Source organism: Aquirhabdus parva (assembly GCF_003351745.1).
Lineage (GTDB): Bacteria > Pseudomonadota > Gammaproteobacteria > Pseudomonadales > Moraxellaceae > Aquirhabdus > Aquirhabdus parva.
The window spans coordinates 2,297,954-2,311,464 of sequence record NZ_CP031222.1 but is presented as its reverse complement, the minus strand read 5'-3'; the positions used below and the strand labels follow the sequence as shown (position 1 = coordinate 2,311,464).

The 13,511-nt window shown below is 46.0% G+C and carries 9 protein-coding genes; 4 read left to right on the top strand and 5 right to left on the bottom strand.

Annotated elements, in window-relative coordinates; genetic code table 11:
- The first annotated feature begins 13 nt into the window (after nt 1-13).
- The 4 genes from HYN46_RS10340 to eutC all read left to right on the top strand — a co-directional run bounded on the left by HYN46_RS10340 (nt 14) and on the right by eutC (nt 5,522).
- The gene (locus HYN46_RS10340) at nt 14-1,741 is read left to right on the top strand and encodes a DUF4178 domain-containing protein (protein ID WP_114899310.1); all 1,728 of its coding nucleotides are present in this window, start codon (nt 14-16) and stop codon (nt 1,739-1,741) included.
- Nucleotides 1,742-1,902: 161 nt separating this feature from the next.
- Entirely contained in the window at nt 1,903-3,270 is a 1,368-nt protein-coding gene (gene eat / locus HYN46_RS10335) for an ethanolamine permease (protein WP_114899309.1), read from the top strand.
- Between the two features lie 10 nt (nt 3,271-3,280).
- On the top strand, nt 3,281-4,714 hold the full coding sequence (locus tag HYN46_RS10330; RefSeq protein WP_114897609.1) for an ethanolamine ammonia-lyase subunit EutB: 1,434 nt from the start codon (nt 3,281-3,283) through the stop codon (nt 4,712-4,714).
- A complete protein-coding gene (eutC, locus tag HYN46_RS10325) occupies nt 4,704-5,522 on the top strand; it encodes an ethanolamine ammonia-lyase subunit EutC (protein ID WP_114899308.1) in 819 nt (272 codons plus the stop codon). The genes HYN46_RS10330 and eutC overlap by 11 nt, the downstream gene beginning before the upstream one ends.
- A gap of 16 nt (nt 5,523-5,538) precedes the next feature.
- On the opposite strand, the gene argB is transcribed toward eutC, so the two are convergent.
- From argB to HYN46_RS10300, 5 genes are all read right to left on the bottom strand, one after another.
- A complete protein-coding gene (gene argB, locus HYN46_RS10320) occupies nt 5,539-6,447 on the bottom strand; it encodes an acetylglutamate kinase (RefSeq protein WP_114899307.1) in 909 nt (302 codons plus the stop codon).
- A gap of 52 nt (nt 6,448-6,499) precedes the next feature.
- The gene (locus tag HYN46_RS10315; protein WP_162818157.1) at nt 6,500-8,995 is read right to left on the bottom strand and encodes a phosphomannomutase/phosphoglucomutase; all 2,496 of its coding nucleotides are present in this window, start codon (nt 8,993-8,995) and stop codon (nt 6,500-6,502) included.
- A gap of 154 nt (nt 8,996-9,149) precedes the next feature.
- Nucleotides 9,150-9,602 (bottom strand): dUTP diphosphatase, encoded by a 453-nt coding sequence (dut, locus tag HYN46_RS10310; protein WP_114899305.1) that lies wholly within the window; start codon nt 9,600-9,602, stop codon nt 9,150-9,152.
- Between the two features lie 81 nt (nt 9,603-9,683).
- Nucleotides 9,684-10,961, bottom strand: a complete 1,278-nt coding sequence (locus HYN46_RS10305) for a nucleotide sugar dehydrogenase (protein ID WP_114899304.1) — start codon at nt 10,959-10,961, stop codon at nt 9,684-9,686.
- A 171-nt stretch (nt 10,962-11,132) separates the two neighbouring features.
- Nucleotides 11,133-13,190, bottom strand: a complete 2,058-nt coding sequence (locus HYN46_RS10300; protein ID WP_114899303.1) for a UvrD-helicase domain-containing protein — start codon at nt 13,188-13,190, stop codon at nt 11,133-11,135.
- Between the last annotated feature and the right edge of the window lie 321 nt (nt 13,191-13,511).

The window sequence follows — 13,511 nt, the reverse complement described above, 5'->3', positions numbered from 1 at the left end:
AGTTGTTGTCCGTATGAGTGATCCAAACAATCCAGATCAGGGCTCGCCGAATTCTGGCGCAAATCCTGTAAATGCTTCGTCAGGTCGTAAAAAAGCGATACTGGCGTTTAGTACGGCATGTCCAAGTTGCGGTGCACAAGTGCAATTTCGCTCTTCTGCCTCCGTTATGGCGGTTTGTGAGTACTGTCAAACCACGATCCTGCGTGAAGAGCATGCCGTGCTTGATCAAGGGAAGATGTCGGCAGTATTAGAGGACTATTCACCGCTCCAGATCGGCAGCAGTGGTGTGCTCGATGGCGTTGGGTTCTCGCTCATTGGACGAATTCAACTGCAATACCCAGACGGATTTTGGAATGAATGGTATCTACAATTTGATGATGGGACGAATGGCTGGTTATCCGATGCTTCAGGACTCTATGTTCTGACGCGTCACAGTGGGGCACTAGAGAGCGCTCCGTCTTTTGATCTTTTGACCATTAATTATATTGTCCAATATAAGGGCTTTGGTTATCGAGTTACGGACCATCGTACCGCTACGTGTACCGGTGGACAGGGCGAGCTTCCTTTTGTGGTCGGACAAGGTTGGCAATCATCGGTTGCAGACTTACGCTTCCAAGCCCGCTTTATGTCACTGGATTATAGTGATGGTGAACCTCCTCAAGTGTATGAAGGTCGAGCTGTCACCTTGCAAGGGCTTAAGTTTCAGCTCTTACGTGAAGATGCATTGATCCAAGCCAGCAGCGGAAAAGTCAAAGGAAAAATTACCAATCTCGAATGTCCCAATTGTGGTAGTCCTATCCCTTATGTCATGGGTATGGCTGAGCATCTGGTTTGTCCAGCCTGTCGTGCCGAAGTGGCTATGACGGGAAAGAAAGCTGAAGTTCTGGTTAAGCATAAAGAACTTGTTACTCTCAAAAGTGCTTTGTCGTTAGGCGATAAGGCCAGCATCGATAATCAGGCCTATGTCGTCATCGGCTTGATGCAGATGGAGGAGGTGGGTGATGAGGAGTCAAGCTTATGGACGGAATATTTACTTTATAGTTTAGAGGCAGGTTTTCTCTGGTTAGTTGATAGTGGCGCTGCGGATTGGCATAAAGTATCGGTACTGAATGAAATTCCTGAAGAGAAAGCAGGGAATGTTTTCCTGCAGGGTAAACGCTGGGATCGAACGTTTGCTTATCAAGGACGAGTATTGTATGCGGTCGGGGCGTTCAATTGGCGGGTTAAAATTGGTGATACTAATTTTATTGTCGATTATAAGAATGGTCAGGACATCCTGACTTCAGAGCAAAATCAGCATGAAATTAACTGGAGTTATGCGACACCGATTTCGGGTTTTTTGGTGCGACAGTTATTTGGCAAAAAACAACCTGCAAGGGGAGAGGTTCAACCGTCTGAAGAGCCAGAACAAAATGCTGTGAAATGGCTCAGTATTGCGCTTTGGCTGATTAACTTGCCGATCATTCTTTTTGGGTCAGGTTCGTTTTTTCTGACCCTCATGGCTCAGCTTTGTTTAATTTTTTTGCCCGTCCTATTGAGTGCAAACACATCCTCATCAAATGGTGAGCCGATATTAAGCAGAAATACCAGTATTTTGGTCTGGGGATCGATGATCGTCCTCTTCACGACAATCTATAACATTAGTTCTCGAAGCTCTTCTTCAGGTTGGGGCAGTTCCAGTGGCTCAGGATACTCCAGTAGTTATGGCGGAGGTTGGTCTTCTGGCGGTGGTCATAAATAAATATCATATTGATAAATATAGATATTCAATTTTTTTTATTAATTAAGTCATAGTAATTATTCGTCAAACCATATAGCGCCAGAAAGATTATTTTCTGGCGCATTTTTTGCTGTATTTAACCCAGCGTTTAGGCTTTTTTTGCCACTTGGGGGATACACATCATGTCATCAGTTCATCTTAAACAAGTCTTAGGCCCCGTTCAGCTCTGGGGCATCGCCGTCGGTTTGGTTATTTCCGGAGAGTACTTCGGCTGGAGCTATGGTTGGGCTTCAGCGGGAACGCTGGGCTTTCTACTCGCAACCTTGTTGGTGGCTGCGATGTATACCACCTTTATTTTTAGTTTTACCGAGCTGACCACCGCGATTCCCAATGCAGGGGGGCCCTTTGCCTATGCACACCGTGCTTTTGGCGAGAAAGGGGGCTTTCTTGCAGGTTTTGCAACCTTGGTTGAGTTTGTCTTTGCACCCCCTGCTATTGCTCTGGCGATTGGTTCGTATATCAATGTGCAATTTCCTGAAGTCAATTTTAAAGCGGTCGCAGTAGGCGCTTATCTCTTGTTCACGTTTTTGAACTGGATTGGTATGCGTATCGCGGCGATGTTTGAGTTGGTGGTGACGTTACTGGCGATCGGTGAGTTGCTGATGTTTATGGGCGTGGTGTCTCCAGGTTGGTCCATGACTAATTTCGTGGCTCATGGCTGGGCCGGTGAAGACCATTTTTCAAGTCTGGCTTTGGCGGGTATCTTTGCTTCTATCCCTTTTGCGATTTGGTTTTTCCTCGCGATTGAAGGTGCAGCTATGGCGGCTGAAGAGGCGAAGGAGCCTTCTAAAACCATCCCTAAAGCGTATATCGCTGGGATTCTAACCTTACTCTTTCTGGCCTTTGGTGTCATGGTTATGGCGGGTGGCGTAGGCGATTGGCGTCAGTTTGCTAGTGTGAATGATCCATTGCCACGGGCGATGAAGCTGGTCGTGGGTGATAACAGTGGCTGGCTGCATTTATTGGTCTGGATTGGCTTGTTTGGGTTAGTGGCGTCTTTCCACGGGATCATTATGGGTTATTCTCGGCAGATCTTCGCATTGTCACGCGCAGGTTATCTCCCTTCAGTTTTTGCTTCATTGCATCCTAAGTTCAAGACGCCATCATGGGCATTGCTTGCAGGCGGTGTGATTGGGATTTTGGCGATCTTTAGTGATAGTGCGATTCAGTTCGCGGGACAAACCCTGACGGCGAATATCGTGACTTTATCGGTGTTTGGTGCCATTGTGATGTATATGGTGTCAATGGCGTCTCTCTTAAAGCTACGTCAATCAGAACCCGATCTGATCCGTCCATATCGTGCGCCGTTTTATCCGGTTTTTCCGATCATTGCATTGGTGCTTGGCGCGGTGTGTTTGATTGCGATGGTCTATTTTAACTTCAAGCTGTTTGTGTTATTCATGATCTTGATGGCCATTGCTTATGCCTATTTTTGGGCGACCAAAGCGAAGCGGATAAACGTGGCTTGGGATAGTCGGGTGGTTGAGTAAGGAATCCACGATGACAAGCTATCAAACTACACTGGCCGGTCAGGTTTATCATTTTGCCGATTTACGCGATGTGATGGCTAAAGCCAGTCCACCCCGTTCAGGCGATGTATTGGCAGGTCTTGCTGCGCGATCCTCGATGGAGCGGATGGCGGCGAAGTTTGTACTGGCTGATTTACCGCTTAAAACCTTTCTCAATGTTGCTTTGATTCCTTATGAGTCTGATGAGGTGACGCGTCTGATTATGGATAGTCATGACGCGCTGGCTTTTGCACCTGTTGCGCATTTGACGGTGGGGGGCTTTCGCGATTGGTTACTAAGCCATCAAGCCAATACCCAAGCCTTGACTGCCTTAGCGGATGGGTTAACGCCAGAAATGGTTGCGGCGGTCAGTAAGATCATGCGCAATCAAGATCTGATTGCTGTTGCGGCGAAGTGTCAAGTCATTACTCGGTTTCGTAATACCTTAGGTTTACCCAATACCCTCGCGGTGCGTTTGCAACCCAATCATCCGACCGATGATTTACGGGGGATTGCGGCATCTACCTTGGATGGTTTGTTGTATGGCGCTGGTGATGCGGTGATTGGGATTAATCCCGCTTCAGATAGCATGCCGATTTTGGGACAGCTCTCGTATTTATTGGATGCTTTGATCACTGAGCATGAGATCCCGACCCAGTCGTGTATTTTGACTCATGTGACCAATACCATTCAGTTGATTGAACAGGGCGTTCCTGTGGATTTGGTCTTTCAATCGGTCGGTGGTTCTGAGACGGTGAATCGTTCTTTTGGGGTGTCGCTGTCGATTTTGGATGAAGCACACGATGCGGCACAGTCCTTGAAGCGCGGTGCGTTGTTGAGTGATGCGCATGGATTAAGCCATGGTCAGAATGTGATGTATTTTGAGACGGGTCAGGGCAGTGCGTTGTCAGCCAATGGCCATCATGGTGTAGATCAACAAACCTGTGAAGCACGTGCCTACGCCGTTGCAAGGCGCTATAAACCGCTGCTGGTGAATACGGTGGTGGGTTTTATCGGGCCGGAGTATCTGTATGACGGCAAACAGATTGTTCGAGCAGGATTGGAAGATCATTTCTGCGGCAAGTTACTCGGGCTGCCGATGGGTTGTGATATTTGTTATACCAATCATGCTGAAGCCGATCAGGATGATATGGATAACTTGATTGTGCTCCTTGCTACGGCAGGTCTAACCTTTATGATCGGGGTGCCTGGCGCGGATGACATCATGCTGAATTACCAAAGTACCTCTTTCCATGATCAGCTCTTTGTGCGTGAGACTTTAGGCAAGAAACGGGCTCCAGAGTTTGAAACGTGGCTGCAAAAGATGGGGATGACGGATCGCACAGGTCATCTGATCCCACCGACACAGAGTAGTCGTTTATTACGCGGCTTTGATCGTATGGAGGGGCTCAGTCATGTCAGCTAAGCGTATCCTCAATGCTGTTGATTCCCCTGTTGATCCCACGCAGCACGATAGTTGGGGCGACTGGCGGCAGTATACGCAAGCGCGTATCGCTTTGGGTCGCTCAGGGGAGTCTTTGCCGAGTGAGGAGGTGCTTAAGTTTGGATTAGCGCATGCGCAAGCACGGGATGCGATTCATACGCCGCTGGATACCGAGCGATTAACGACGGAATTAAAGCAGGAGGGCTGGGATACGCGGATTGTGCGTAGTCAGGCGACGGATCGGACTCAATACTTAGTGCGTCCTGATTTGGGGCGACGATTAGCGGTGGATTCGGCATTACTGCCAACATCGACAGGTTATGATGTGGGTTTTGTGGTAGGTGATGGGTTGTCGTCACTGGCTGTGCAGCGTCAAGTGGTTCCCTTTTTACAGGCGTTAAAGCCGATGCTGGCACCTCATCTGACGTTGGCGCCGGTGGTTGTCGCGACACAAGCGCGTGTGGCACTTGCGGATGAGGTGGGGGAGCAGTTAGGACTTCGTCTCGTGGTGATGTTGATTGGTGAGCGTCCTGGCTTAAGTTCTCCAGACAGTTTGGGGGTGTATTTGACCTATGGTCCCAAAGTTGGCAAACATGATGCGGAGCGTAATTGTATTTCGAATGTGCGACCTGAGGGGTTAGATTATCCTGCAGCTGCATTTAAGTTGAACTGGTTGATTGAGCAGGCGCTTAGTCGGCAGCTTACAGGTGTTAATCTTAAGGATGAGAGTGATTTAATGTTGGTATCTGATGTAGCAGGAAAAGAGCCCCACTCATTGACTCAGTCGTGAGCGGGGAATTGCATTTTTAAACTTTACGTTTAGCACGGTTACTGATCAAGGTGCCTAGACCTTCATCGGTAAAGACTTCAAGCAATGCTGCATGGGGAACGCGACCATCAATGATGTGCGCGCTGATCACCCCCCCCTTTACGGCTTCAAGCGCACAGCCCACTTTCGGAATCATACCACCATAGATCACACCGGTCTCGATCAAGTGATCGACATCCTGAGTGGTTAGACCTGTGAGTACTTTTTTATTGGCATCCAGCACACCCGGGATATTGGTGAGCAGGATTAGTTTTTCAGCTTTTAGGGCTTCAGCAACTTTGCCTGCGACCAGATCGGCATTGATGTTATAGGTATTGCCTTCTTCATCGACACCAAGAGGGGCAATGACCGGAATAAAGTCGCTCTTCATGAAGAGATCAAGCACATCGGTTTTAATCCCAACGACTTCACCCACCAAGCCAAGATCGACTTTTTGCATCAGGCCGTCAGCATCTTTCTTATCCAGATAGAGTTTTTTTGCACGAATCAGATTGCCATCTTTACCCGTTAGACCGATTGCACGGCCACCATTTTGGTTAATCAGATTGACGATCGATTTGTTCACACTACCGCCTAGGACCATTTCTACGACTTCCATGGTCGGCTCATCGGTGACACGCATACCATCGATGCGGTCAGAGACGCGACCAAGTTGTTGAAGGAGACTATCCACTTGTGGGCCACCGCCATGAACAATCACTGGGTTAATGCCCACGGTCTTTAACAGTACGATGTCGCGTGCAAAGGAACGCTCAAGCTCTGGATCTGTCATGGCATTACCACCGTATTTCACGACCAGTGTTTTGCCTGCAAAGCGTTGAATATACGGTAGTGCTTCAGTCAGAACTTTAGCAACATTCAGGGCTTGGTCTTTATTCAAAGGCATAATCAGTTGCTCTAATTGGGGTGCGAAATCACTTTTAAAAAGTATCCGGAGTTTAAGTCAATTGAGGATTAGGCATGCTGGCTGCAAGATTGGGCAGTTGCTTTGCGATCAAATCATAAAAAACTTGGCGGATATGATGAACGGAGGCTGCATTGTCCGCCTCAAAACGCAAGGTCACAAAGGCACCAGTGTTTGATGCGCGTATGATGCCAAATCCATCATGAAAATCAAGGCGTACACCGTCAATAGTTGTCAACGTCGCATTTTCAACCAGCGCAGCATCAATCGCGAGTTCTTGGAAGAATTTTTCGGGTAGATCGCTATCAATAGGGAGGTATATATCAGGCGTACCAATTCGGGGTGGCAGTGTTTGTAAGACTTCACTCAATGTTTGTCCGCGTTGTGTAAGCCACTCTAGCAGTCTCATCGCAGCATACAAGCCATCATCTGTTGCGGAGCCACGTCCATCATTAAAGAAATAGTGACCAGAGAATTCACCGCCAAAAGAGACTTCGCTGCGTTTTGACATGACTGCATGACGGATAAAAGTACTCCCACTGCGGCTCATAATGGGTCGTCCACCATGTGCAGTAATGGTTTGCGAGACCATGCGACTACACTTCACATCATAAACGATATCTGTGCCGGGTCTGGACTCTAGCACCATGATTGCAAATATTGCGATCAACTGATCTGATGTTACGACAGTGCCGTCATGATTGACGACCACTAAACGATCCCCATCGCCATCAAAAGCAAAGCCAATATCTGCACTACTCTGAATGACTTGAGTGGACAAATTACTGAGGCGATCAGGCTCGCATGGATCTGGATTTCCATGAGGATATAAACCATTCGGATCTATATCAATGCCTGTGACATGACAGCCTAATGTTTCTATGGCATACATGGCGGGTTTGCCCATCACACCATTCATGCCATCAATCTGGACTGTGACATCATCACTTAAAATTACATCACTGAGCATTTCGTCGAGGTAATCGCGGGTAAAGGATTTCTGAGTGATCTTTCCTTTGCCTTCAGTAAACGTTCGCTTTTCAGCACGGTCATAAATATTTTGAATATCCTCGGGAAGCGGTGATTGTCGCTGAGTAATCCACTTGATGCCATTGTATTCAGCAGGGCTATGACTGGCCGTGATCATGATGCCGTTGCCTTGATACTGTCTTGCCGCATAATGCATTATAGGAGTAGGTACTTGACCGATATCAATGACGTGCAAACCACTTTCAGCAAGCGCATCTCGCATAATCCGCGCATATTCTTCACTGGTTTCACGAGCATCATAACCTACAACAACTTCAAGTTGTCCACGGTTGCGAAGTTCGCTGCCCAGTGCGCGACTAATGGGAAGCATCCATTGTGCAGTCAAATCTTTGACTTTACCGCGTATGTCGTAAGCTCTAAAAATATGTTTGGGAATCGATTTGGTAATAATGAATTCAAGGTCTGTGAGCGCTTCTGAATCAAGTGAAAATTCTGGCGCAAGGTTTAAAGAAGAAGACTGGGTCACAACAGGCCCTGTGCTTTCTGAGGCAATATCAGGAATATCTAATTCATTGACTTCAATATTTGGGGCTGTATTTGGGATAGTACTTTGAACAGGGGGACTGATTGGTTTTGGTTCAGGCTTTATAGTGGTTTCGATAATCGGCTGTATCTGTGGAGAGGGTGTTAGCTCTTCAGCAACAACATTCAGTTTTCTGAGTTGTTCTTCCTCAGAGTCGACGGGTTGAACTTTTAAATGACTGAACTGGGGCTTCACCGCCATCCAGACCAATAATGGGAGTAGTCCACCGATTAAAGAAAGCAGTGCAGCCAAAAAAGGAATATTTTCTAAAGGGTTTAGCGACATGGGTGCTTTGATTTGCCCAATGTTGAGTTGCCATCCTTTTACATTTAGAGGAATTGTTGTAAGGGAGGCATCGGTGTTGTTTGAGCTTTTAAAGATATCGACTGGTTGTTCATTACCCACCTTCTGTGTGAGCGTAATCAACAGATTAGAGGGGGTCATCTGTTGTAGATCCCTTGCGAGGGGAGCAAAAGGACGCTCACTGATCAAATACCCGCCGGCAGGCAATTCAGTGACGATGCTGACTTTGGCTTGACTGCCGATATGCGTGATTTCGAGAATGCCTTTTGAAGTCTGTGCACGATTTATCAGGTCTTGATCGGAAAAACTGAGCGAGGCTGGTACGGCTCCACCAGCAGGAACAATCGCTTTTACAGTTGCCAAAGATTTTAGCGTGGGTAGTTCTGCAAGATGGCTCGCTTCGATTTTCCAATTGTCGATTTGACGATTGATTACTGTTGCGGTTTGTTGACCCGCTTGAGTGAGAGCTTGATTACTTTGCTGTTGAATCACGTGATCAACGATGCCATAACTGCTAAAACTGATCGCGAGAACAATGGCTGCATGCAGAATAAAAGGTTTTAAATGGGGATTCGGCATGGAAAGCGCGTTTTTTCGTGGAGTATGCTGAGTTTTACTATTACTTTGCGCTGACGTCTTTGCCGATTTCTTCATTGAAAATACTTCCATTTAATCAAATCAATTTTGCATCTACAGTAGTCATAGTTTGCTATGAATACAAGCAGTTTAGACATATAAACCACTTCATGTGGTTTATGCTTTTAAGCTGGTTGAGGGTTGCTCAATCAGCTTAAAAAGAGAAGTGGGGTTATTGTCGCCCTGTGTGACCAAATCCACCCGCACCGCGTTCACTTTCAACAAATTCATCAACAATGTCAAATGATGTTTGCATAATCGGAACAAGAACATATTGTGCCATACGTTCACCCGGTTCAAGCGTGAATGCAGTCGTACCACGATTCCAAACCGAAACCATAAGTTCACCCTGATAATCAGAGTCAATCAGACCGACGAGATTGCCTAAAACGATGCCGTGTTTATGACCTAGGCCCGAACGCGGTAAAATCAAACCTGCGTAGTGAGTATCTTCAATATAAATAGACATACCTGTTTTGACGAGTAGTGTCGTGTTCGGTTCAAGTACAACGGGTTCTGCTAAACAGGCGCGTAAATCAATCCCCGCAGAGCCACTGGTTGCATGTGCAGGTAGAGGCCACGTTGTACCAATACGAGGATCTAAAATTTTAAGCTGTAACTTCATAACGAGATTTAACCTGTACTAATCCATTGTCAAAGGGTGTGTGGCAAGACCACTTGCCGCTGATGTCGAATAGCGTATCTTTTATAACCGCCAAACTTTAAAGCCTGCTTGCTCAAGCTGTGCACGATTAAAGCTGCCTTTAACATCTAAAAATGGGGTGTGTCCCACTGTTTTTTGTTTAAGTTGTTCAATAGAAAGCGATTTAAACTGATCATGGCTGACCGCTGCAATAACGGCATCGACGTGATTGATTTGGTCAAAATCAATCAGGTCGAGCTGATATTCATGTTTCACTTCTGCGGCATCCGCAACGGGATCAACAACATGGACGGTAACGCCATAACTCTGTAATTCTTGGATGATGTCAATGACGCGCGTATTGCGCGTGTCGCTACAATTTTCTTTAAAAGTCAGACCCAGCACCAATACGGTTGCTTTGCCGACAGGTGTACCGTTCTGACAGAGCATCTTGATGCAGTTTTGGGCGATATGAATGCCCATGCTGTCATTAATATGACGCGCCGCCATCATCAAGTCAGCGTGATAACCGAGCTGTTCTGCGCGAAAAGTTAAATAGTAAGGATCAACACCAATACAATGTCCACCAACGAGGCCAGGAAAGAATTTTAAGAAATTCCATTTTGTTCCTGCCGCTTCCAAGACTTCTTGAGTATCAATTCCGGCACGTTGACAAATCAACGCAAACTCATTCATGAGTGCGATATTCACATCGCGCTGCGTGTTCTCAAGAATTTTTGCAGCCTCAGCGACTTTAATCGAAGGTGCCTCATGCACTCCGGCTGTAATAATTAAGCGATATAACGCGGAAACATCCGCTAATGTGGCTGCATCTTGTCCTGAGACGATTTTCATAATCGATTCAAGTGGGCGTGCTTTGTCACCAGGATTGATTCGCTCTGGGGAGTAGCCTAAACGAAAATTTTTGTTTGATGCGGCAAGGATAGGCTTACAGATTTCTTCTGTCACACCGGGATACACGGTCGATTCAAAAATGACCGTTGCACCATCTTTCATATGGGTCGCGATCAGCCGACTTGCGGACTCTACTGGGGACAGATCAGGGAGCTTTGCATTATTGATGGGGGTCGGTACTGCCGTAATAATAAAGTCTGCTGCTGCAAGATCAGCGGCATCATGGGTAAACGTAATCTGTGTCGATGCGACAAAATGTTCGGCATCCATTTCGCCTGTCGGATCGATTTTCTGTTGATAGGCGCTGATCTTGTCGGCATTAATGTCAAAACCGATGGTGCGCAGCTGACGTCCAAATGCAAGCGCGAGCGGCAAACCGACGTAGCCTAAACCTACGATTGCAACGGTTTTTTTCTGTATTGTCATATTCTAGAGCTCACGTTTTATAAACCGAATAATAAATGATTAAAGTGTCCTAACCAGTTTTATTGCATAATCATGTCAGTTCGGTGACAGACGCTTGTCAAGAAATCATTCATCGCTGAGTGATTCCTGATTGAAAGGGTGTAACCTTTCAATCGACGAGTATATAAGACTTTATTTCATCAGCGCCTTCAAATTTGCAAGATACGCTGCAGCTTGCGCTTTGGGATCAACGTTAGAGATTTTATTTTTCTTACGACCTGACCATTCAATTTCTTCCTCTGGCAGTTCATCTAGAAATCGGCTGGGCGTTGTTTGGCGTAAATTGCCGCCCATTTTACGTTGCTCAGCTAGTGTTAGGGTCAGACCCTGACGGGCACGTGTAATGCCCACATACATCAGTCGACGTTCTTCCTCGACGGTTTCAGCCGCGATTGAGTTTTTATGCGGTAATAACTCTTCTTCTAGACCCATAATATAGACATAGGGAAACTCTAGTCCTTTTGCGGCATGCAGAGTCATGAGATTAACTTTGTCGGTATCTTCTTCTTCCTGTTGCTGATCGAGCAAGTCGAGTAGTACCAGTTTACGGATGACACTTTCAATATTTTTCTCGTCTACATCTTCTGCACGGTTAATTAGACTTTGAATACTTGAGAACAAAGTCTCTAAATTGTCGAGCTTATTCTTTTCATTCTGCGGCGTAGGTGCATTTTCTTTTATGTAATCAATATAGCCTGTTTCATTGATCATCTGGCGGACGAGCGGCACAGGGTTGTCATCATCATGCAGATCACGGGTATATTGATCAATAAACTGGGCAAATTCGTGCAAGTGAAGCACCGCTTTGCGTTGACTCACCACCATATTTAAACGTAGGTCACCTGCAGCGGATAGCAAAGACATGCTAAATTCTTGTGCAAACAGCCCCAGTTTTTCGAGTGTTGCAGGTCCAATTTCTCGTTTTGGTGTGTTGATAATGCGCAGAAATGCGCTGTCGTCATCTGGGTTGATGATGAGTCGTAAATAGCTCATCACATCTTTTATTTCAGCCCGTGCAAAGAATGAGGTTCCTCCTGAAACTTTATAAGGGATTTGCAGTTGGCGTAATTGCGTCTCGAGTACGCGTGCTTGAAAATTTCCTCGATAGAGAACCGCGTAATCTTGCCAAGTTTTGCCATTCATCAGTCTATGCGTCATGATGTCATGGACAATGCGTTCTGCTTCATCATCATCATTTCGGCAATTCATAACACGAATCACGTCACCATGACCTTTATCAGACCATAAGGCTTTTTCAAAAAGATGTGGGTTGTTTTCAATGACCTTGTTGGCCGCTTTTAAGATACGGCTGGTCGAACGATAATTTTGTTCAAGCTTAATGACTTTGAGTCTTGGAAAATCATCGGCAAGAAGTGCCATATTTTCAGGTTTGGCTCCGCGCCATGCATAAATGGACTGGTCATCATCACCAACTGCTGTGAACCGAGCCTGAACACCGACCAATAATTTCACCAGCATATATTGTGCTGTATTGGTATCTTGATATTCATCGACGAGCAGATAGTGCACGCGATTCTGCCATTTATCACGAAGCTCAGCATTGTCTTGTAATAAGCGGGTGGGTAGGGCAATCAAATCATCAAAATCAACAGCATTATAGGCACGAATATTGCGTTCATAAAGTTCGTATAAATGTGCGAGCTGCAAGTCTTCGTTATCGATGGCGGTGCTAATCGCTTGAGCTGGCATTAAGAGATCGTTTTTCCAGTCCGAAATTCGTCTCATGGCTTTAGCGATTAACTCTTTACTATCAGCGCCGGACAGATTGTCACGCTGCATCAGATCCATGAGTAATCGTTTACAGTCGTCAGCATCAAGAATGGAGAAATTGTTTTTAAGCGGCGTATGTTTGAGTTCTAGACGCAGCAAATTCAGACCGAAGTTATGAAATGTGGAGACGGTAATGCCCTTCATTTTGTCACTAGGCAGCAGTTTACTCACCCGCTCTTTCATTTCACGTGCGGCTTTGTTGGTAAACGTCATTGCCACGATACGGTGTGAAGGAACATTACAGTTTTGAATAAGATGAGCAATTTTTCGTGTAATCACCGCGGTTTTGCCTGATCCAGCGCCAGCCAAAACGAGTAGTGGACCGCTGACATACTCCATGGCTTCTTGCTGACGAGGATTAAGCGCTGATAACTTCTGTGATGTATGCGTACCGCTCATGTGGCTTTCTCTCCGATTAGTCGGCTATTATAAAGAGCTAACATGACGATGGACATGCTTTTTGAGGAGATATTGGTCAGTAGGCGCCACAATCAATCATTTGTTTGGTAAAGACTATAAAGTAGTGTTGTTTTTGTGCAATCAAACAATTGAAAAATAGTAATATTACATTTATAAGCAGGTAGCGTGGATGTCAGTGTCTATTAAAGTTATTTGAAATACGTTAAAAATAGAATCTTGATGATGTTAAGGCGAGGTGAGCGAGGGCTGAAGTATTGGGTTCGCTGGTTGTATATAAAGTTTAGATCATGCTTTAGAGGT

Bases quoted from the DNA above. Each gene is read 5' to 3' on its own strand.
- eutC (WP_114899308.1), top strand. From the start codon at position 4,704: ATGTCAGCTAAGCGTATCCTCAATGCTGTTGATTCCCCTGTTGATCCC.
- argB (WP_114899307.1), bottom strand. From the start codon at position 6,447: ATGCCTTTGAATAAAGACCAAGCCCTGAATGTTGCTAAAGTTCTGACT.
- dut (WP_114899305.1), bottom strand. From the start codon at position 9,602: ATGAAGTTACAGCTTAAAATTTTAGATCCTCGTATTGGTACAACGTGG.
- HYN46_RS10330 (WP_114897609.1), top strand. From the start codon at position 3,281: ATGACAAGCTATCAAACTACACTGGCCGGTCAGGTTTATCATTTTGCC.
- eat (WP_114899309.1), top strand. From the start codon at position 1,903: ATGTCATCAGTTCATCTTAAACAAGTCTTAGGCCCCGTTCAGCTCTGG.
- HYN46_RS10305 (WP_114899304.1), bottom strand. From the start codon at position 10,961: ATGACAATACAGAAAAAAACCGTTGCAATCGTAGGTTTAGGCTACGTC.
- HYN46_RS10340 (WP_114899310.1), top strand. From the start codon at position 14: ATGAGTGATCCAAACAATCCAGATCAGGGCTCGCCGAATTCTGGCGCA.
- HYN46_RS10300 (WP_114899303.1), bottom strand. From the start codon at position 13,190: ATGAGCGGTACGCATACATCACAGAAGTTATCAGCGCTTAATCCTCGT.
- HYN46_RS10315 (WP_162818157.1), bottom strand. From the start codon at position 8,995: ATGAAGAAATCGGCAAAGACGTCAGCGCAAAGTAATAGTAAAACTCAG.